Here is a 20,292-nt window from a genome sequence, read left to right as displayed (position 1 = left end):
GACATGAAGGACTACATAACGTTAGGCGACCGGGGACATGGCCGTCAAACCGGCTGTGCACGGTTGCCGGTGCCGAATTTACCCACAGCTGTGGACAACCGGGGCGTCGACCGCATTGCAGCGCATCCTCCCGGCCCGCCGAGAGCGCTGCAAAGGGCCCTTTCCGCGCTGTCTGACCGCTATGTTCTGCACTTTCCATCCTTTAGGGTTGGCCATGGCCCATTTATCACCAGCTGTGTACAACTCTGTGGATGACGGCCGGTTTCAGGTGGATTTGGATCAAGAGGGGCTTTTGTGGGAACAGATGAAGTGAACGACGTCGGGAGTTCCTGGCGGAAAGTCATCCGAACCCTCGAGCACGACGACCGCGTGACCCCGCGGCAGCGCGGATTCGTCGTCCTCGCGCAGGCCCAGGGGCTGATCGGAACAACCATGCTCGTGGCGGTCCCGAACGAACTCACCCGGGAGGTCCTTCAGACCCAACTGAAGGCCGCCCTGGATGAAGCTCTGCACGGGGTCTTCCGTGAGGACATCCAGTGTGCGTTCGTCATCGATTCCGACCTGATCCCCGTCCCGGTGGAAGAACCGCAGGTCGCCCCTGTGGCAGCCCCTGAACCTCGCAGCGAGTTGAAGCCCTCCCCGACACCCCCCAGCAACTCCCATGAATTCGGCCGGCTGAATCCGAAGTACGTCTTCGACACCTTCGTGATCGGGTCATCCAACAGATTCGCTCACGCCGCGGCCGTGGCTGTTGCGGAAGCGCCGGCCAAGGCCTACAATCCCCTGTTCATCTACGGTGATTCCGGCCTGGGAAAGACCCACCTCCTTCACGCCATCGGCCACTATGCCCGCCACCTCTACACCGGAATCCGGGTTCGCTACGTGAACTCCGAGGAATTCACCAACGACTTCATCAACTCCATTCGGGACGACGAGGGCACGAGCTTCAAGCAGACCTACCGGAATGTCGACATCCTGCTGATCGATGACATCCAGTTCCTCGCAGGTAAGGACCGCACCCAGGAGGAGTTCTTCCATACCTTCAACGCACTCCACAACCACAACAAGCAGGTGGTCATCACCTCCGACCTTCCGCCGAAGCAGATGTCGGGGTTCGAGGAGCGCATGCGCTCCCGCTTCGAGTGGGGTCTCCTCACTGATATCCAGCCGCCGGAACTCGAAACACGCATCGCCATCCTCAGGAAGAAGGCGATCAGCGACAGCCTCAGCGCTCCGGATGATGTCCTGGAATACATCGCCTCGAAGATTGCCACCAACATCCGGGAACTGGAGGGGGCACTCATTCGGGTGACGGCGTTCGCCAGCCTGAACCGACAACCGGTCGATGTGACTCTCGCCGAGATCGTGCTGAAGGACCTCATTGCCGACGACGGCGCGCAGGAGATCACTTCGACGGCGATCATGGCCCAGACTGCGGACTACTTCCAGATCAGCCTCGAGGAACTGTGCAGCAAGTCGCGGACCCGCACGCTGGTGACGGCACGGCAGATCGCCATGTATCTCTGCAGGGAACTGACGGATATGTCTCTTCCCAAGATCGGCCAGGAACTGGGTGGCCGCGACCACACGACGGTCATCCATGCCGATCGGAAAATCCGTGAACTGATGGCAGAGCGCCGGGCCATCTTCAACCAGGTCACCGAGCTCACCAACCGCATCAAACACAAACAGCGCGACTGACGCCCCTCTCTGACCCCGGCCGGAAGGTCCGCGAAATTAACAGCTGTGGACACTCCTGTGGATAACCTACGGAACAAGGGCCCTACCGCTGGGGACAACGTCAGTCTTCCTGTGGATGGCTGAATCGGCGCGGATGTTCCCCACACCCACACCCTGCAGCCCGTCGCTTTCCCACACAGGTTGTCAACAGGCAAAATCCGCCGGAGGCAGGCGTCGGAACCGGTTATCCACAGAATCCACAGGGGTTATTAACACTACGAATCCTTAAACCACAAAGTTTTTCAGATAACACTTTCCCCTGGACGTGTTCCTGAGCATCGGGCCCGCAGCTTCCAGCAGCGAACCACTCTCATCACCCGGTCAGGCTAAGCTGTGAGCCGTGAGGAATCCGGGCAACCACGTTCGTGGTTGTGATTCAGCGTTCATTTTGAAAGGTGGCATCTCTTCGTGAAATTCAGAGTTGAGCGGGATGTTCTCGCGGAGGCTGTCTCCTGGACAGCGCGATCCCTTTCCCCACGGCCTCCCGTTCCGGTGCTGGCGGGTCTGCTCATCCGCGCGGAGGCAGGGACACTGAGCCTTGCCAGCTTCGATTACGAGATATCGGCGCGCCTTGAAATTCCCGCGGACATCTCCGAGGAGGGGACCATTCTGGTCTCGGGACGTCTCCTCGCAGACATCTGCAGGAGTCTTCCGTCGGCCCCCGTCGAAGTCGCGACGAACGGCTCGAAAGTAACGCTCAGTTGCCGGAACAGCCGGTTCAACCTCGCCACCATGCCCGAGGGCGAATACCCCGAGCTCCCCAAGCTGCCTGACATCAGCGGCGTCGTGGATGGTGAAGCTTTTTCCCAGGCCGTCTCGCAGGTCATCATTGCGGCAAGCCGTGACGACACACTTCCCATCCTCACCGGTGTGCGTATGGAGATCGAGGACGACCTCATCACCCTGCTCGCAACCGACCGCTACCGGCTGGCCCTACGCGAGGTCTCCTGGAAACCCTCATCGGCCGGCATCTCCACCAGCGCCCTGGTCAAGGCGAAAACGCTCAACGAAGTCGCCAAGACACTTGGAGGTGCAGGCGACCTGAACATCGCCCTGTCCAAGGATTCCGAGCTCATCGGTTTCGAAAGCGGAGGTCGGCGGACCACGTCACTCCTTGTCGACGGCGAGTATCCGAAAATCCGCTCACTGTTTCCCGACAACACCCCGATCCACGCGATGGTCGAGACGAGCACACTCGTCGAAGCCGTACGCCGCGTGTCGTTGGTGGCCGAGCGGAACACCCCGGTCCGGCTTTCCTTCACCCAAGGTCAGTTGGCTCTCGACGCCGGCACGGGGGAAGACGCGCAGGCGTCAGAAGCCATCGAAGCGAACCTCGACGGTGAGGACATCACCGTCGCTTTCAACCCGCACTACCTCAGCGAAGGGCTCGGTGCATTCAGCAGCAAGTTCGTGCGGTTCTCCTTCACGACACCTCCGAAACCTGCGGTCATGTCGGCCCAGGACGAATCGACCGGCGAGGACAGCGAAGATTACCGGTACCTCCTGATGCCCGTCAGGCTGCCCAGCCAGTAACCACGGAAAGAGTGATTCCCATGCACATAGGCCTCATCGGACTCGGAAAAATGGGTTTCAACATGAGGGAAAGGCTGCGCCTGGGAGGCATCACCGTCACCGGGTTCGACCATCACCCCGATCGAAGCGATGTCGGGTCACTGGCGGAACTGGTCGCGGAACTTCCCGTCCCGAGGATCCTCTGGATCATGGTTCCGGCAGGTGCCGTCACCGACTCGGTGGTGCAGGATCTGAGGGGGGTACTCGATGCGGGGGATCTCGTGATCGACGGCGGGAACTCGAAGTTCACCGATGACCAGGTTCACGCGGCCCAGTTGGCGGAGGCCGGTATCTTCTTCCTGGACTGTGGTGTGTCGGGAGGGGTATGGGGCCTCGACAACGGCTACGGGTTGATGGCCGGTGGAAGCGATGATCAGGTGGCTCGTGCGATGCCGCTTTTCGACGCACTCCGTCCGGAGGGTGCGAGAGAGGAAAGCTTTGTCCACGTCGGCGACACCGGTGCCGGCCACTACGCGAAAATGATCCACAACGGGATCGAGTACGGACTGATGCAGGCCTACGCCGAGGGATATGAGCTGCTCGAGGCCAAGGACATCGTCAAGGATGTTCCGGGAACCTTCGCTGCGTGGCAGAAAGGCACAGTGGTCAGATCCTGGCTGCTCGATCTGATGGTCAAGGCACTGAACGAGGATCCCGGTCTGTCGAAGGTGGCAGGGTATGTGGAGGATTCAGGGGAGGGACGGTGGACCGTGGACGAAGCGATCGCCAATGCTGTTCCCGCGCCGGCGATCACCGCCGCGGTCTTCGCCCGCTTCGCCTCACGGCAGCAGGACGCCCCCTCGATGAAGATGGTGGCGGCGTTGCGCAACCAGTTCGGAGGACACGCGGTGCGTCCTGCCGGTCGGAACTCCACGTGAGTGGCGGACGGTGTACGTAGAGCACCTCTCCCTGACGGGCTACCGGAGCTACCAGCAGCTTGATATCGGGATAGATCCCGGCACCACGGTCTTCGTGGGGCCCAACGGCATCGGGAAGACGAACATCGTGGAAGCGATCGGATACCTCGCCTCCATGTCCTCGCACCGGGTGGCGTCGGACAGACCGCTTGTCAGTTTCGGGGCGGACCGTGCCCTGATCCGCGGGAAACTGGTTCGTGGTGAGCAGCGCACCAGCGTGGAGGTGGAGATCAATCCGGAGACCGCCAACCGGGCGAGAATCAACCGGTCGAATCCGGTCCGCGCCCGGGATGCGGCCGGGATCCTGAAGACCGTGCTGTTCGCTCCGGAGGACCTCGCACTCATCAAGGGTGATCCGGCCGGGAGACGGCGCTACCTTGATGAAGCCCTGGTTGCCCTCCTTCCCCATCAGGCCGGCCTGCGGTCGGATTACGAGCGGGTCCTCAAGCAACGCAACGCCCTCCTGAGGTCGGCGCGTGCGGCGGGCCGGTTTTCCACTGCACACGAATCGACCCTCGACGTGTGGGACCAACATCTCGCGGAGTCGGGAACGAAGCTGCTGCACGCGCGGCTGGTCCTCCTTGAACGCGTGCACCCGCACCTGCAGCGTGCCTACGGGGAACTCACCGACGGGTCGAAGGAAGCCGATGCGGTCTATCGGTCGAACATTTCAGTCCTCCGTGATGAGGAGGATGGAGCACCGGCATCCGCCGATGCCGTCGACGGAGTTCCGCTGACCGGAGAAAGTGCGGCCGACCTGACCTCGCGTTTCATGGAGGCGCTCCTCTTTCATCGGAAGAAGGAGCTGGAGCGGGGTATCTCGCTCGTGGGCCCGCACCGCGATGAGCTCGACCTGATGCTGGGACATATTCCCGCGAAGGGATATGCCTCGCAGGGGGAAACATGGTCCATGGCGCTGGCACTCCGGCTCGCTATCTACTACCTGTTGAAGCAGGACGACCACACTCCCGGCGCAAGTCCCGTGCTGATCCTCGATGATGTTTTTGCGGAACTGGACAGCCAGCGGCGGGACAAGCTGGCAGCCATCGTGTCGGATGCCGAGCAGGTGCTGGTGACAGCAGCCGTGGGAGCGGACATTCCTTCCGGACTGGGTGGCCGGCAGGTGCGGGTGGTGTCCGGAGGGATCGATGACCAGGCCTGAGGTTGGGCCGCAGGAACAGGGCGAACCTGGTGGGAATGAGGAGGACAAGGATTTTCCCCCGGGTCCGGAAGGTGAACCCCTCGAGCAGGATGCTCCCCAGGCGTTGCTGAACCGCCTCCGGAACGCATCCCAGGCACGGGGAACGCATCGGGAACCGGCACCGCGCAAGGGTCCGGCCGGCCAGCGCCGCCGGTATACCGTCGAGCCCGTTTTCGGTGGAAGGGATCCGGAAGGGTTGGGCAAGGTCTTCAACCGCATGCTGGCGGAGCGGGGCTGGAACTCGCCCGTGGCGGTCGGGTCGGTCCTGGCGCGGTGGGAGGAACTGGTGGGGTCGGATATTGCCGCCCACTGCAGCCCCGAGAGCTTCGACGGCAGCACTGTCCTGGTTCGATGTGATTCGACGGCGTGGGCGACGCAGCTGCGCCTGATCAGCCCCGACGTTCTTCGGAGATTCGAGGCGGAATTGGGGAAGGGAGTGGTGACGCGGATTTCAGTGATCGGCCCTTCCTCACCGAACTGGCGCAAGGGCGGGCGCTCGGTCAAGGGGCGCGGTCCCCGGGACACCTACGGGTGAGCCGGCGTGAAACTTATCGGCCGTCCTGCAACCCGGCTACGCGCCATGCAGGGACCCCCGGAGCTTCATGGAGGTATGGCGCCTCATGCGGCACCCTCCTATCGGCTCAAAAGGGGCTTCCTTGGCTGATAGGGGGCAGTCCATGCGCGATTGTAGCGCCCCGCGGGGTAGAATAAGAACAGCCATTTCCCGTACAACCCCTGTGAGGAGTCGACCGCGCCTGTGGCACACGACAACGAGTTGAACGCCGATGATGTCCAGGTAGGAGTTGATGTATCCCCCACCCTCGAAGCTCTTGCAACCCGGGAGTACGGGGCGAACGACATCACTGTCCTCGAAGGACTGGAAGCGGTTCGTAAACGCCCGGGCATGTATATCGGATCCACCGGTCCGCGCGGCCTCCATCATCTGGTCTACGAAGTGGTGGACAACTCGGTGGACGAGGCCCTGGCGGGGTATTGCGATCACATCCAGATCGCCCTGCTCGCCGACGGCGGAGTCCGTGTCATCGACAACGGCCGCGGTATTCCGGTCGATATGCACCCCACCGAGGGAAGGCCCACCGTCGAGGTGGTAATGACCATCCTGCACGCGGGCGGCAAATTCGGCGGCGGCGGTTATGCGGTGTCGGGCGGCCTGCACGGGGTAGGCATCTCCGTGGTGAACGCCCTGTCGAAGAGGGTAGAGACCGACGTCAAACGGCAGGGCTTCGTCTGGCACCAGTCCTTCGCTGACGGCGGCAAGCCTGTGGGCGAGCTCCGGCGTGGGGAGGAAACCTCCGAGACAGGCACCACCCAGACGTTCTACGCGGACGATTCGATCTTCGAGAGCGTCGAGTTCGACTTCGAAACGCTTCGGGCACGCTTCCAGCAGATGGCCTTCCTCAACAAGGGGCTGCGAATCACCCTCGTGGACGAGCGTGTCGATTCGATCGAGGATGAGGTCACCGAGACCGGCGCTTCCGCAGCAGAGGATGCCGAGGATCACCCGAGGCACCGCCAGGTCGAATACAAGTACGACGACGGTCTCCTCGACTACGTGCGCCACCTGAACTCGTCGAAGCGGGTGGAGGTGATCCACGACGACGTCATCGCGTTCGAGACCGAGGACACCGACCGCAAGATTGCGGTCGAGGTAGCCCTGCAGTGGACCACCGCGTATTCGGAGAGCGTTCACACCTACGCGAACACGATCAATACGCATGAGGGCGGAACCCACGAAGAGGGTTTCCGCGCTGCGATGACCACACTCATCAACAAATATGCGCGCGACAAGAACATCATCAAGGAAAAAGACGACAACCTCACCGGGGACGATATCCGTGAGGGACTCACCGCGGTGATCTCCATGAAGCTCTCCGAACCCCAGTTCGAGGGGCAAACCAAGACCAAGCTGGGAAACTCCGAGGCCAAGGGGTTCGTCCAGCGGGTCGTTACCGACCAGCTCGGTGATTGGCTCGAACGCAACCCAGGGCCCGCCCGCGACGTCATCCGCAAGTCGATCCAGGCATCCCAGGCCCGGCTCGCGGCACGGAAAGCCCGCGAGTCGACCCGCCGTAAAGGTCTCCTCGAATCGGGGGGAATGCCCGGAAAACTCAAGGACTGCCAGTCCAAGGACCCGGCGAAGTCAGAGATCTACATCGTGGAGGGTGACTCCGCAGGCGGTTCTGCGGTGCGTGGCCGCAATCCGGAGACGCAGGCCATCCTGCCGTTGAGGGGAAAGATCCTCAACGTCGAGCGGGCACGGCTTGACCGCGCCCTCGGAAACAGCGAGGTCCAGGCCATGATCACCGCCTTCGGTGCGGGGATCGGCGAGGATTTCAATGTGGACAAGGCCAGGTACCACAAGATCGTGCTCATGGCCGATGCCGACGTCGACGGCCAGCACATCACCACGCTGCTGCTGACCCTCCTGTTCCGGTACATGCGTCCGCTCATCGAAAGCGGATTCGTGTATCTCGCGCAGCCGCCGCTCTACCGCATCAAATGGTCGAACGCACCCCACGACTACGTCTTCAGCGACAGGGAACGCGACGAGACGATTCGGATGGGGCTCGCCAGGAACCAGCGCCTGCCGAAGGACAACGGCATCCAGCGCTACAAGGGCCTTGGCGAAATGGACTACACCGAACTCTGGGAAACCACGATGGACCCGGATCACCGGACGCTGCTCCAGGTCACCATGGACGACGCCGCGGCGGCCGACCAGGTGTTCTCGGTGCTCATGGGCGAGGACGTCGAGTCCCGCCGGAACTTCATCCAGCAAAACGCAAAAGACGTGCGTTTTCTCGATATCTAGTGGTTGATTCCGGCATTCTGCCGGCGCAACGAAATTTGCTCGTTCCTCGCAAATATTAAAGCGCCTACACAGAACGCCGGAACCAGCCATCGATTCGGCCACGCCTACTGCAGGGCACCAGACATGACGAACGGAACTGACTTATGAGTGATGACATTCCCGGCGACGGTCCCCTCGAAGGTGAGGTCCTGACCGACCGCGTCGAGCAGGTTGACCTCCAGACCGAGATGCAGCGGTCCTACCTTGACTACGCCATGGCCGTCATCGTGGGGCGCGCCCTTCCCGACGTGCGCGACGGACTGAAGCCCGTCCACCGGCGGGTCCTGTATGCGATGTTCGACGGCGGCTACCGGCCGGACCGCTCCTTCAACAAGTGCGCCCGCGTGGTCGGTGAGGTCATGGGCCAGTACCACCCCCACGGCGACTCGGCGATCTACGACGCCCTGGTCCGCCTCATCCAGGACTGGACCATGCGCTACCCGCTGGCGCTCGGCCAGGGCAACTTCGGATCGCCCGGCAACGACGGCGCTGCCGCCCCGAGGTACACCGAGACCAAAATGGCGCCGCTGGCCATGGAGATGGTCCGGGACATCGACGAGGAGACCGTCGACTTCCAGGACAACTACGACGGCAAGAACCAGGAACCCACGATTCTGCCGTCGAGGTTCCCCAACCTGCTGGTGAACGGGTCCTCCGGCATCGCCGTCGGCATGGCCACCAATATCCCGCCGCACAACCTGCGCGAAGTGGCGAGCGGTGTGCAGTGGTACCTGCAGAACCCCGGCGCGTCCAAGGAGGAACTCCTCGAGGCGCTCATCCAGCGCATCAACGGCCCAGACTTCCCCACAGGAGCCACCATCCTCGGCCACAAGGGCATCGAGGACGCCTACCGCACCGGCCGCGGCTCGATCACCATGCGTGCCGTCGTGAACGTCGAGGAAATCCAGAACCGCACCTGCCTGGTGGTCACCGAACTGCCGTACCAGGCGAACCCGGACAACCTCGCCATCAAGATTGCGGATCTCGTGAAGGACGGCAAGATCAGCGGCATCGCCGATCTCCGCGACGAGACCTCCGGGCGCACGGGCCAGCGGCTCGTGGTCGTGCTCAAGCGCGACGCCGTGGCGAAGGTGGTGCTGAACAACCTCTACAAGCACACGCAGTTGCAGGACAACTTCAGCGCCAACATGCTGGCCATCGTGGACGACGTACCTCGTACCCTCAGCCTCGACGCCTTCATCCGGCACTGGGTCACCCACCAGCTCGAGGTGATCGTGCGGCGCACCCGGTACCGGCTGCGCAAGGCGGAGGAAGCAGCCCACATCCTGCGCGGATACCTCAAGGCCCTCGACGCGCTCGACGAGGTGATCGCACTGATCCGTGCATCCCAGACGGTCGACGACGCCCGCACCGGACTGATGTCGCTGCTCGACATCGACGAGCTCCAGGCGGCCGCGATCCTCAATATGCAGCTGAGGCGGCTCGCTGCACTCGAGCGGCAGAAGATCCAGGACGAGCACGACAAGCTCGAACGCGAGATCACCGAGTACCAGCGGATTCTCGGTTCCAGCGAAGTGCAGCGCCAGATCGTGTCGACGGAACTCCAGGAGATCGTCGACCGCCACGGCGACGACCGCCGCACCGAGATCCTTCTGGGGTATGACTCCGACATGAGCATGGAGGACCTCATTCCCGAAGAGGAGATGGTGGTCACCATCACGCGCGGCGGCTACGTGAAGCGCACGCGCAGCGACAACTACCGCCAGCAGGCCCGCGGGGGCAAGGGGATCCGCGGGGCCCAGTTGCGTGGAGACGACGTCGTCGAGCACTTCTTCGTGACCACCACCCACCACTGGCTGCTGTTCTTCACCAACCTGGGCCGGGTATACCGCGCGAAGGCATACGAACTGGTCGAAGCGGCGCGCGATGCCAAGGGGCAGCATGTCGCGAACCTCCTGGCCTTCCAGCCCGACGAGACCATCGCCCAGGTGCTGGATCTGCGCGACTACCAGCAGTCCCCGTACCTCGTCCTCGCCACGAAGCGCGGACTGGCCAAGAAGACGCGGCTCGAGGACTACGACACCAACCGGTCCGCCGGAGTCATCGCCATCAACCTGCGCGACAACGACGAACTCGTCTCGGCCCAGCTGGTGTCCGACACCGATGACATCATGCTGGTCTCCCGCAAGGGGCAGTCGCTGCGCTTCACCGCGAACGACGACGCCCTGCGGCCCATGGGACGGGCCACGTCCGGGGTGACCGGCATGAAGTTCCGGGAAGACGACGAGCTGCTCGCCGCGAACGTCGTCACCGACGACTCGTTCGTGTTCATCGTGACGGAGGGTGGGTTCGCCAAACGGACGAAGGTCGGCGAATACCGGGTACAGGGCAGGGGCGGGCTCGGCATCAAGGTGGCGAAGCTCGCCGAGGAACGCGGTGACCTCGTGGGTGCGCTGATCGTCCAGGAGGAGGATGAAGTACTCGTCGTGATGGGCGGCGGAAAAGTGGTCCGGTCCGCTGTCACGGGGGTGCCGGCCAAGGGCAGGGACACCATGGGCGTCATCTTCGCGAAACCGGACAAAACCGACCGCATCATCGCGGTTGCGCGAAACAGCGAGCGGAGCGTCGCGGTCGAGGAGGGGCTCATCGATGATCCTTCGGAGCTGGACGCCGACGTCGACGTGATCGATACCGTTCCCCAGGAATCCGAGAATTCGTCGCAGGGGCCTGTCGATGAAGTACCGTTGTCGACAGTAGAAACGACTGAGCCCGACGCTGGGTCGCCAGAACACGGAGGTAGTGAGTGAGCTCGGCCAACACCAACCCACGGTCACCCGGCGGACCAGTGAAGCAGTCCGGTAACGGGTCACGGCTTAACACGCCCGCCCGACCTCCACAGAAACCGCAGGGTTCGGGAAGCGCGAAAACTGCGTCCCGGCCGAATCTCGTCAAACCGGCCCCGAAGGCGAAGGCCCGCAAGGCGCGCCTGCTCGTCAGCAAGGTCGACCCGTGGTCCGTGCTGAAAATGTCCTTCCTGCTGTCGGTAGCACTCGGAATCGTGACCGTGGTCGCCGCCATCGTGATCTGGACGGTCCTCGACCTCACCGGGATCTTCGACGGCGTCAACGAGCTGCTGCGCGAGATCGCCGGCTCCGAGAGCGGAGGCTTCGACCTCCGGCAGTTTGCCTCACTGGGACAGGTTGTCTCGTTTGCCACCATCATCGCCGTGGTGAACGTGGTCCTCCTGACGGCCCTGGCCATGCTAGCGGCGGTCCTGTACAACATCTCGTCCGCCCTGGTGGGAGGCATCGGAGTGACCCTCACGGACGACTGACACCGACATCCTCATCGGGCTGTGGAAGGCGATTTGAAGAATTCCGAGCTGCTACTGTAAAGTCGTATCTCGGCCCGATGAGGTATCGGGGCGTATAGCTCAGGCGGTTAGAGCGCTTCGCTGATAACGAAGAGGTCCCAGGTTCAAGTCCTGGTACGCCCACGGATCCACCACCGCAGGTACTGCAAGGAGATTGCTGTGAAGAAGCTGTTGTTCGCCGCCGTCGCCGCTGCAGGAGTTTTCGCCTACAAGCGGTGGCAGGATTCAGAGAATGAAAAGGCAGTATGGAGTGAGGCAACCGACGAGGTCGGATAGCTCTGGAGCTCTCCCGGTTGAGGTAGACTGGCTGAGGTTCAATTCGGGGGCATGGCGCAATTGGTAGCGCACCTGCTTTGCAAGCAGGGGGTTCGGGGTTCGAGTCCCCGTGCCTCCACCGAACGAATATCCCCGGCCCAGGCCGGGGATATTCCGCTTTAATCCGCCGAACAGTTCGTGCCGGATTTTGCGGACGGAGCAAACCGCGACGTGCTCTAGGGTTGACGGAGTGATCATCTTCCTGTTGATGCTCGGAGTACTCGGGGTGTCGGCATCCGGGCCCATCATGGCGGCCACCGCGGCTCCGGCCCTGGCCATCGCTTTCTGGCGCAATGCGCTCGGTGCACTCATCATGGGTGGACCCGCGGCGGTGTCCAAGCGGTCCGAATTCACCAGCCTCCGACGGCGGGATTTCTATCGGTTGTCCGTGGCCGCCGTAGCACTCGCGCTGCATTTCGCCTGCTTCGTCACCGCTCTCAAACTCACCTCGGTGGCCGCCGCTACCGCACTGGTCTGTCTTCAGGTGGCATGGATCGCCCTCTTCAATGCGCTGCGGGGCAGCAGGCCGTCCACCGCCGTCGTGCTCGGGCTGGGGGTCGCCTTCGTCGGGGTGGTGATCATCACCGGCTTCGATCTCTCACTGTCATCCGAGGCACTGCTCGGGGACGTTCTTGCGCTTGCCGGTGGTGCTCTGGCAGGCATCTACCAGATGGCCGGCGCGGCGGCGCGCCGCACGATGTCCACCGGAACGTACACCACGCTCTGCTACGGAGGGTGTGCAGTGATCCTCCTGGGAATGTGCCTGCTGCTCCAGCAGCCCCTTACGGGATTCCCTCCGGAAGCCTGGCTGGGAATCCTCGCGGTGACCCTCGTGGCGCAGATCATGGGCCACTCGGTGTTCAATCACCTGCTCGCGGTCATGAGCCCACTGGTGGTATCGATGGTCATCCTCCTCGAGATTCCGGGCGCTGCCCTCCTGGCAGCCGTGTTCCTCGACGAACAGCTGCCGGCCGGCACCTATGCAGGTCTGGGACTGATCCTGGTGGGACTCGCCGTGGTGGTGCGCGGGCAGGGGCGCCGCCGCACGCGGAAGACCGCTCTGGAGATCGCCGGAGGACCGCCACCTGTCCTCGGCGGGAACTGAAAGCCAAAGAAAAAGCGGGAGGATGGTCCGGGAACCGGACCATCCTCCCGCTTCAGCGGTGGCTTGCGTCAGCCTGCGCCGTTGGAGGGCTTCGTCGTGTTCTGTGCGGCGTTCGTGGCATCCTTCGCCTTTTTCGCGACGGTTTCCGCCGCCTCGGCCGATACGGTCCCGGCCGCGGGGCTGGTCCCCGTCGTTGCCGCCGAGTGATCTGCCGCTGCCTTGATGTCCGCCACCACTGCCTTGGCCTCGTCCAATTTCTCGACCGAAACAGGGGCGGGGGTCGCCTTCACGGGAGCCGGGGTCTTCCAGGGATCCTCCACGGGCTGGGAGGCACGCCACGCGGCCGCTACGGCGGTGACGGCAGCCGCGATGATGCCCAGAATCAGCCAGACCTTGGAGGAGCTGCCCTTCTTCTGGTCCTCCTGGCGTTTCTTGAGGTCCTTCGACGCCTGCAGCGTGGCCGCCGCCCACTTCTTCTGTGTCGTCTTGACGGCTTTCTTGTCACCGGTGACCCGGATGACCGCGTCGGCGACGCGGGGCGGGACCGTAGCACCAGCGAGGGCGCGGGAGGCAGAGTCGGCAGCTTCACCGAGTTTGTAGGACAGGGCGGGGATGTACCCGTCGACTACCTTACCTTTGGCCGAAACCAGGGCCGGGCCTGCCTTGTCCAGCGTGCCCTGGATCCGGGGAGTCGCGTCGTCGATCACCTGGGTGATGCGTGGCCCGACCGCGTCGATACGGTCCTGAATCTTTGGAGTGACGGTGGCGATACCGCCTGAGATGCCGCAGGCAGCTTTGCGCACACTTTCCTGGATGACCGGGCTCGCCGTGCTGATGCCCCTGTCCCAGTGGGGTTTGGCCCAGCCGTATGCTGCGTCGACATGCGGGGTGGCCCAGCCGCGGGCGGCGAGGATACCCGCGAGGACGCCCTCGTCGAACTCCCGGCTTGATGTTTTGCTCGCCTTGCTCATGGTTTTGTTCTTCTTCACAAGTACCTCCAGGGGTGTATGGCTCGTTCCTGCCAGCCTACGGCCAATGCGCAGGGCGTGCTATCGATGCGGGTATTTCACGGATTTTTTCACTGTGCGCAGAAAGCGGCGGCGGCGGCGGTTTGACCGGCGGCCCGTGAAAGAATGGGGCCATGACTGCTATTCCAACTGTTCAGGCCACGATCCAGACCAACCAGGGCACCATCCTGGTCAACCTCTTCGGTAACCATGCTCCGAAAACCGTCAAGAACTTCGCCGGTCTCGCCACCGGCGAGATCACATGGACGCACCCGGAGACCAATGAAGAGACCAACAAGCCGCTGTACAACGGGACGATCTTCCACCGGATCATCAAGGACTTCATGATCCAGGGCGGCGACCCTCTCGGCCAGGGCGTCGGAGGGCCGGGCTACAAGTTCGACGACGAGATCAATCCAGACCTCGACTTCAGTGAGCCCTACAAGCTCGCCATGGCTAATGCCGGCACACAGGGTGGACGCGGCACCAACGGATCACAGTTCTTCATCACGTCGGTACCCACCACGTGGCTTCAGGGCAAGCACACCATCTTCGGAGACGTCACCGACGAGGAGTCGCGGAAAGTGGTGGACAAGCTCAACGCCATCGCTACGGACATGCGAGACAAGCCCCTCGAGGATGTCGTCATCAGCAGTATCACGGTAGAACAGCACTAGAAAAGCCTGTGACCTACGGAGCTCCTGCACCCGACCCTCGGCAGGACGCGCCGGTCTGTGCACGGCACCCGGACCGTATCAGCTACGTCCGGTGTCAGCGGTGCGGACGTCCGGCGTGCGCCGAATGCCAGCGGCCTGCAGCCGTGGGATTCCAGTGCGTGGACTGTGTACGCGAACAGGCACAGAACATCCCGGTGACGCGGACTGCCTTCGGTGGCGTGACGCGGACGGGACGCCCGATCGTGACGTTCTCGATCATCGGTGCCTGCGTCGCCCTGTTCCTCCTGCAGCTCGTTTCCCCACTGGTCACCGGCACGCTGCTGTACGCGCCCTATTACACGGCCGGGGTTCCGGGAATTGTGGAGCCCGAGCCGTGGCGCATGCTTACTGCGGCGTTCCTGCACTCGCCCAATTTCCTGCTCCACATCGCGTTCAACATGTACGCGCTGTGGGTATTGGGCCAGGCACTCGAACCGATGCTTGGCAGGGCCCGGTTCCTGGCCCTGTATCTGCTGGCTGCAGTGGGAGGCTCCGTGGGGGTCCTGCTGCTGTCCGGCTTCAACCAGGGAGTCGTCGGGGCATCGGGAGCGGTGTTCGGGCTTTTCGGAGCCATGTTCGTCGTTCAGCGGAGGACCGGCGGCGACGTCCGCCAGCTCGTCGTCCTGATCGCCATCAACGGTGTGCTCGGCTTCGTGGTGCAGGGCATTTCCTGGCAGGCACACCTCGGCGGGCTCCTCACGGGAGCCCTGGCTGTGGCGGTGCTGGTCTATGTGCCGAAGGGCGCGCGGCGCTCAGCGCTCCAATGGGCAGGACTGGCCGCGGTTGCCGTCGTGCTTGTTCTCCTGACCGTTCTGGGAGTGTTCCTGCTGCCGATCTGAGTGCGGCTTCCTTCGCGTCCGTTATGGCTCGTATTCTTCGGGATACGGGCCATAACTGCAGTTATCCACAGCAGTTATCCACACCGGGTATAACTTACACACATGTAATTCCACAGCTGTGGATAAGCTGGGACTGGAGTTACGCAGGATTACTGGTTTTTCGGGCAGGGTTGTACACACCTGTGGATAACTTCGTGCACAACGTGTGCACAAACACCGGACCTGACTCCTGGCGGTCGCTGAACCCCTGTTCCTCCCTGAGTGAACAGGTACCAGCGGAAGCGCATCCGCAGTATGGGAGGGCCGTTCGGGCGCTGATCCCCTTCTGTAGCGGGAAGGCTCGGGATACGTGCGTACAATCGGGTGACACCCTACCGACCCCCGAGGAGCCCCTCTTGACCAGCAGCAAACTCCCGCCTGAAGAACCGTTCCCCGAGGATCTCGCGGTTCTGGACGACGAGGCGGTGGAGGTGCTGAACAGCAAGGTACATCGGCAGATCGACGCCGAATATGCTGAGGAGGGGGAGGTGGAACCGGAGACGAGTTTCCGCCACGAAGAGCTCACCGAGGAACTGGATCAACGGGACGAGGATCCGGGACTCTCCCTGGTACCTGAAATTCAGGCCGAGAAGTAGGTACTGGCTGTGGCACCGGATACCGAGTGGATGGGCTTCGCTGCAAGATCCCGCAGCTTGATATTCCGGTGGCTCGATGCGCAGGACAGGATCTCCACTGCTTCGGACTGTGTGCAGTGGTTCTGAGCCATGATGATTCCCACGGCCAGGTCGATCGCCGTGCATGATTCCATCGCTGCCTTCAAATTCGACGTCATGCTGACGTGGGACGCGATACGCAGGGTGATCCGCAGTGCCTTTGCGCCCTGCCGCGCATGGTCCTCGACTCCGCTAATGAGCTCGGGGGTGAAGACTCCGGGCTCGGAGGCGTAGAGGGTCAAGGCACCGCTGTCCCCGGGCTCAAGCACCAGGGGAACCGCCAGGATCGAGGAGTAGCCCCGATCAGCCACTGATGAGAAGCACTCAGGCCATCTCCGGTCGGTTCGGACATTCCCGACCACTGCCGGCGTTCCGGTGGCGATGGCATGCGGTCCCGGACCTTTTTCCGAGCGGTACTGGATTTCGTCGAGGATTCTTGCCTGGATGGTGCTGCCGGCGACGGTGGCGGGCATGTTCCGCCGCTGGACAGTGATCCCGCACTGCAGGTCCGCGGTGCCGGGAATCATACCTGCCGACAGCACGGCGAGATCCTCGAGAAAGCGCGTTATTCCCAGGTTTTCAAGAACCAGGTCCTGCAGCCGTTCGGACAACTCAACGCGCCGCAGCGAATCCTCCATGGCCCCAAGAGTACGCCGGGGCAGGCTGGAGGTCACGGGTGCAGGAGGGGACTGTTCGTTCTGTTCCGGCCGAGGCCGGCCACAGATGCTGACACCCGGAACCTACCGCCAGCGCGTCGTCATCAGGAAGCCGACAATCGCTATTCCGAAGCCGGCCATGATGTTCCACGAACCCCACACCTGCACGGGAAGTGTCGCTTCGGAGATGTAGTAGGTGATGATCCACAGCAGTCCGATGATCATGAGCCCGAACATCACTGGCTTGAACCAGACCGGATTGGGTTTCGGTTCGGCCGAGACCGCTGCGTGTGCGGATGCCGGCTGCTTGCGGCGTTTCGATTCTGGCACAGATCCTCCTTGATGGGCCGGCTGGGATCAGCCGGGCTACGTTTGATGCGGCAGAGCCGCCCGACGCCGGGACCCGACGTGCCCGAGTGGAGCTGCGGTGAACCGGCGAGGTTCCTGCAGTCGATTCTAGCCAATGCGCCCAAACCGGGAACGGCGGCGGCTCCTTCCGGGGTCGAAGCATGCCCGACGGCAATCCGGCGGAGGCGTATCATTGCATATTCACTATCCGAGCAGCAGCCCGAGCCGCTCCCGAAATCCACGATTGGCAAGTTCCAGCACCATGACTGATACAACCAGAATTCTCGTTGTCGATAATTACGACAGCTTTGTCTATACCCTCGTGGGCTACCTGCAGGAACTTGGAGCGGAAACCACCGTCATCAGGAACGACGACGTTCCGCTCGCAGAAGCTACGGAACTTGCCGAAGGGCGGGACGGCGTGCTCATATCACCGGGACCGGGGGCTCCCTCCGACGCCGGGATCTGCGTGGACCTGATCCGGTGGTGCGGCGACAACGACAAGCCGATGCTCGGAGTCTGCCTCGGACATCAGGCGCTGGCCGAAGCGTACGGGGGGTCGGTGACCCATGCTCCCGAACTCATGCACGGGAAGACATCCCTGGTGGAGCACGATGCCACCGGCGTGTTCGCTGGTTTGCCGTCACCGGTCACGGCTACCCGCTACCACTCGCTCGCGGCTGTCAGCGACGACGTTCCTGACGATCTCAGTGTCACGGCGCGCACGGCGAGCGGAATCATCATGGGCCTCGAGCACCGGACCGCACCCCTGTGCGGGGTGCAGTTCCACCCCGAATCGGTCCTGACCGAGGGTGGATACCAGATGCTCGGAAACTGGCTCGAATCGCTCGGCCTCGAGGGGGCGGCCGCAAAGGCATCGACCCTCAGTCCCCTCATCGCGCGCTGAACCCTTAATCGTCTCCCGGTGGCTTAATCGTCTCCCGGTGGCGGCTGCGTCGGGGAGGGTGACGGAGACTGCGGGGACGGCGACGGGGACGGGGACGGCGACGGGGACGGGGACGGCGACGGGGACGGGGACTGCGACGGGGACGGGGAGGGTGACGGCGACTGCGGCGAGGGGGTCGACGACGGCGGGGCCGGCGGTGTCGCCGCCGGAGGGAGCTGCGAAGGAGCGGCTGCCGGGCTCTGTGGAGGTTCTGGTGCGGAGGCGGGGGCTGCCACGGTGATAACGATCTCAGTACCCTGGGCAACCTCGCTGCGGGCTGCGGCGCTCTGGTTCGTCACGATTCCCGGTTCCACCACACTGTTCTCGATGATTTCCACCCGGTAGGGCAGCATCACGCCCGGATCGTTCAACATGGCTGTTGCAGCCGCCTGCGGCAGGTCGATCAGCAGCGGTACGACTACCCGGCCGTTGGAGAGGACCAGATCCACCGCACTGCCGGCCTGCACGGACTGGCCGGCACCGGGCGTGGACGAGATCACCCGGCCCGCGGCGACCGTGGCGCTGGTAACCTCGGTCACTCGGCCACCCCGCAGGCCGGCATCCTCGAGAGCAGTGCGGGCCGAGGATTCGGTCATGCCCCCGATCGATGAAGGGATTTCCACGGCGGCCGGTCCCAGGGACACCACCATCGTGATCCGGGAGTCGGGATCCACGCTGCTGCCCGCTTCCGGATCGGAGGATACAACGAGGCCCTCCTCGACGTCTGAGTTGTGCTGCGTCGTGAAGAGGGGGATCAATCCGGCTCCGTACACCTCGTTGGTTGCCTGTGCTTCGGTGAGGCGCTCCACCATCGGCACTTCTATCAGCGGAGCGGCTTCGGGCGGGGCGTCCTCCAGGTTGCTGAGGAGGAAGAAACCGCCTGCGAGGACGAGGATCACTGCAGCAACAACAGCCAGCCAGGCTGCCCGGGAGGACTTCCGCTTCCGGCCGCCGGCCTCGCGGGTGGCCACCCGCGGATGTGCTCCCGGGGCATTCCCGGCGCCGGAGGATGCTCCGACGGCAACTGCGGCGATGGACCGCGTGGAAAGGTCGTCGTCGGCGTGGAGAGCGGGCGTCGCCCGGACCACCGGCTGCAGGGTAGTCATCGCTTCGGTGCGCAGGCCGACGTCGGGTGCCAGCGACACGCCGCGACCGGCCGCTTCGAGAGCGGTGCGGAAGGATGCTGCGTCCTGGAAGCGCTCCTCCCGATCCTTCGTCAGGGCTTTTTTCAGCACCGACTCCAGGGCCGGAGTGACCGCAGGGTTGATCGAACCGGCGGGTTTGGGTTCCTCCCGCACGTGCTGGTAGGCGACCGAGACGGGACTGTCCCCGAGAAAGGGCGGCCTCCCGGTCAGCAGTTCATACAGCAGGCATCCTGCGGAATAGACGTCGCTGCGGGCGTCGACCGGTTCCCCGCGCGCCTGTTCCGGGGACAGATATTGCGCGGTTCCCATGACAGCCTGTGTCTGGGTCATGGTGGCAGCCGAATCGGAGATCGCCCGCGCAATTCCGAAGTCCATCACCTTCACGCGTCCGTCGGGCGTGATCATCACGTTGGCCGGCTTGATGTCGCGGTGCACGATGCCCGCCCGGTGGCTGTACTCAAGGGCGGACAGGACGCCGGACATGTGCTCGAGCGCGGCTTCCTGGGTGAGATCTCCCTCCCTAACAATGTCGCGGAGAGTGTGTCCGGCGACGAACTCCATCACGATGAAGGGAACCTTCACCTCGTGTTCGGGCCGGTCGGGTACTTCTTCCTCGCCGGTGTCGAACACTGCAACGATGGTGGGGCAGTTCAGGCCCGCAACTGCCTGGGCTTCGCGCCGGAAGCGTGACTGGAAGAGCGGATCACGGGCAAGGTCCTGGCGCAGTACCTTGATGGCCACTGCCCGTCCGAGCCGGAGGTCACGCCCAAGGTAGACATCGGCCATCCCTCCCCTGCCGATCAGCTCACGGACCTCGTAGCGTCCGTTGAGGATCCGCTCAGCGCTCATATGGCATTCACCGTCGG

The 20,292-nt window shown here is 63.4% G+C and carries 18 protein-coding genes and 2 tRNA genes; 16 read left to right on the top strand and 4 right to left on the bottom strand.

Going from position 1 to position 20,292, the window contains the following annotated elements; all coding sequences use genetic code 11:
• Nucleotides 1-294: 294 nt before the first annotated feature.
• The 12 genes from dnaA (at nucleotide 295) to Y704_RS0117250 (ending at nucleotide 13,056) form a co-directional block, all read left to right on the top strand.
• Nucleotides 295-1,701: a chromosomal replication initiator protein DnaA gene (gene dnaA / locus Y704_RS0117305; protein ID WP_026551033.1), complete on the top strand. Its 1,407-nt coding sequence runs from the start codon at nucleotides 295-297 to the stop codon at nucleotides 1,699-1,701.
• A gap of 447 nt (nucleotides 1,702-2,148) precedes the next feature.
• On the top strand, nucleotides 2,149-3,273 hold the full coding sequence (gene dnaN, locus Y704_RS0117300; protein ID WP_026551032.1) for a DNA polymerase III subunit beta: 1,125 nt from the start codon (nucleotides 2,149-2,151) through the stop codon (nucleotides 3,271-3,273).
• A gap of 20 nt (nucleotides 3,274-3,293) precedes the next feature.
• Nucleotides 3,294-4,190 (top strand): phosphogluconate dehydrogenase (NAD(+)-dependent, decarboxylating), encoded by an 897-nt coding sequence (gene gnd / locus Y704_RS0117295; RefSeq protein ID WP_026551031.1) that lies wholly within the window; start codon nucleotides 3,294-3,296, stop codon nucleotides 4,188-4,190.
• 10 nt (nucleotides 4,191-4,200) lie between these two features.
• Nucleotides 4,201-5,391 carry a DNA replication/repair protein RecF gene (recF, locus tag Y704_RS0117290; RefSeq protein WP_026551030.1) on the top strand — a complete coding sequence of 397 codons (1,191 nt, stop codon included), beginning with the start codon at nucleotides 4,201-4,203 and terminating at the stop codon, nucleotides 5,389-5,391.
• The gene (locus Y704_RS22370) at nucleotides 5,378-5,965 is read left to right on the top strand and encodes a DciA family protein (protein WP_051477336.1); all 588 of its coding nucleotides are present in this window, start codon (nucleotides 5,378-5,380) and stop codon (nucleotides 5,963-5,965) included. Before recF ends, Y704_RS22370 begins: the two co-directional genes overlap by 14 nt.
• 222 nt (nucleotides 5,966-6,187) lie before the next feature.
• Entirely contained in the window at nucleotides 6,188-8,263 is a 2,076-nt protein-coding gene (gene gyrB, locus Y704_RS0117280) for a DNA topoisomerase (ATP-hydrolyzing) subunit B (protein ID WP_026551029.1), read from the top strand.
• A gap of 143 nt (nucleotides 8,264-8,406) precedes the next feature.
• On the top strand, nucleotides 8,407-11,070 hold the full coding sequence (gene gyrA / locus Y704_RS0117275; RefSeq protein WP_026551028.1) for a DNA gyrase subunit A: 2,664 nt from the start codon (nucleotides 8,407-8,409) through the stop codon (nucleotides 11,068-11,070).
• A complete protein-coding gene (locus Y704_RS0117270; protein ID WP_026551027.1) occupies nucleotides 11,067-11,597 on the top strand; it encodes a DUF3566 domain-containing protein in 531 nt (176 codons plus the stop codon). Before gyrA ends, Y704_RS0117270 begins: the two co-directional genes overlap by 4 nt.
• A gap of 88 nt (nucleotides 11,598-11,685) precedes the next feature.
• Nucleotides 11,686-11,759, top strand: a tRNA-Ile gene (locus tag Y704_RS0117265).
• Between the two features lie 36 nt (nucleotides 11,760-11,795).
• Complete coding sequence (locus Y704_RS24925; RefSeq protein WP_216699010.1) at nucleotides 11,796-11,912, top strand: DLW-39 family protein; 117 nt, start codon at nucleotides 11,796-11,798, stop codon at nucleotides 11,910-11,912.
• Between the two features lie 45 nt (nucleotides 11,913-11,957).
• Nucleotides 11,958-12,030: transfer RNA gene (locus Y704_RS0117255), tRNA-Ala, on the top strand.
• A 111-nt stretch (nucleotides 12,031-12,141) separates the two neighbouring features.
• Entirely contained in the window at nucleotides 12,142-13,056 is a 915-nt protein-coding gene (locus Y704_RS0117250) for a DMT family transporter (RefSeq protein WP_026551026.1), read from the top strand.
• A 68-nt stretch (nucleotides 13,057-13,124) separates the two neighbouring features.
• Here the strand turns inward: Y704_RS0117250 and Y704_RS22365 are convergent, their stop codons facing one another.
• Nucleotides 13,125-14,045, bottom strand: coding sequence for a hypothetical protein (locus Y704_RS22365; protein ID WP_051477334.1), 921 nt, complete (start codon nucleotides 14,043-14,045; stop codon nucleotides 13,125-13,127).
• A gap of 152 nt (nucleotides 14,046-14,197) precedes the next feature.
• On the opposite strand from Y704_RS22365, the gene Y704_RS0117240 reads away from it, so the two are divergent.
• From Y704_RS0117240 to Y704_RS22360, 3 genes are all read left to right on the top strand, one after another.
• A complete protein-coding gene (locus Y704_RS0117240; protein WP_026551025.1) occupies nucleotides 14,198-14,740 on the top strand; it encodes a peptidylprolyl isomerase in 543 nt (180 codons plus the stop codon).
• Nucleotides 14,741-14,748: 8 nt separating this feature from the next.
• Complete coding sequence (locus Y704_RS0117235; protein ID WP_026551024.1) at nucleotides 14,749-15,618, top strand: rhomboid family intramembrane serine protease; 870 nt, start codon at nucleotides 14,749-14,751, stop codon at nucleotides 15,616-15,618.
• 395 nt (nucleotides 15,619-16,013) lie between these two features.
• Nucleotides 16,014-16,253 (top strand): hypothetical protein, encoded by a 240-nt coding sequence (locus tag Y704_RS22360; RefSeq protein WP_051477332.1) that lies wholly within the window; start codon nucleotides 16,014-16,016, stop codon nucleotides 16,251-16,253.
• Here Y704_RS22360 and Y704_RS0117225 read toward each other — a convergent pair.
• Entirely contained in the window at nucleotides 16,238-16,969 is a 732-nt protein-coding gene (locus tag Y704_RS0117225; RefSeq protein WP_026551023.1) for a GAF and ANTAR domain-containing protein, read from the bottom strand. The two genes, Y704_RS22360 and Y704_RS0117225, sit on opposite strands and share 16 nt — an antisense overlap.
• Before the next feature lie 102 nt (nucleotides 16,970-17,071).
• Nucleotides 17,072-17,317: a cell division protein CrgA gene (locus Y704_RS0117220; RefSeq protein WP_026551022.1), complete on the bottom strand. Its 246-nt coding sequence runs from the start codon at nucleotides 17,315-17,317 to the stop codon at nucleotides 17,072-17,074.
• Between the two features lie 280 nt (nucleotides 17,318-17,597).
• Between Y704_RS0117220 and Y704_RS0117215 the strand changes: the two genes are divergently transcribed.
• Nucleotides 17,598-18,242 carry an aminodeoxychorismate/anthranilate synthase component II gene (locus Y704_RS0117215; RefSeq protein ID WP_026551021.1) on the top strand — a complete coding sequence of 215 codons (645 nt, stop codon included), beginning with the start codon at nucleotides 17,598-17,600 and terminating at the stop codon, nucleotides 18,240-18,242.
• A 23-nt stretch (nucleotides 18,243-18,265) separates the two neighbouring features.
• Here Y704_RS0117215 and pknB read toward each other — a convergent pair whose 3' ends face one another.
• The gene (pknB, locus tag Y704_RS22355) at nucleotides 18,266-20,275 is read right to left on the bottom strand and encodes a Stk1 family PASTA domain-containing Ser/Thr kinase (RefSeq protein WP_081747739.1); all 2,010 of its coding nucleotides are present in this window, start codon (nucleotides 20,273-20,275) and stop codon (nucleotides 18,266-18,268) included.
• Nucleotides 20,276-20,292: the final 17 nt, after the last annotated feature.

This window comes from Arthrobacter sp. Br18 (assembly GCF_000520555.1).
Lineage (GTDB): Bacteria > Actinomycetota > Actinomycetes > Actinomycetales > Micrococcaceae > Arthrobacter_D.
This window is presented reverse-complemented; position numbering and strand designations above follow the sequence as displayed.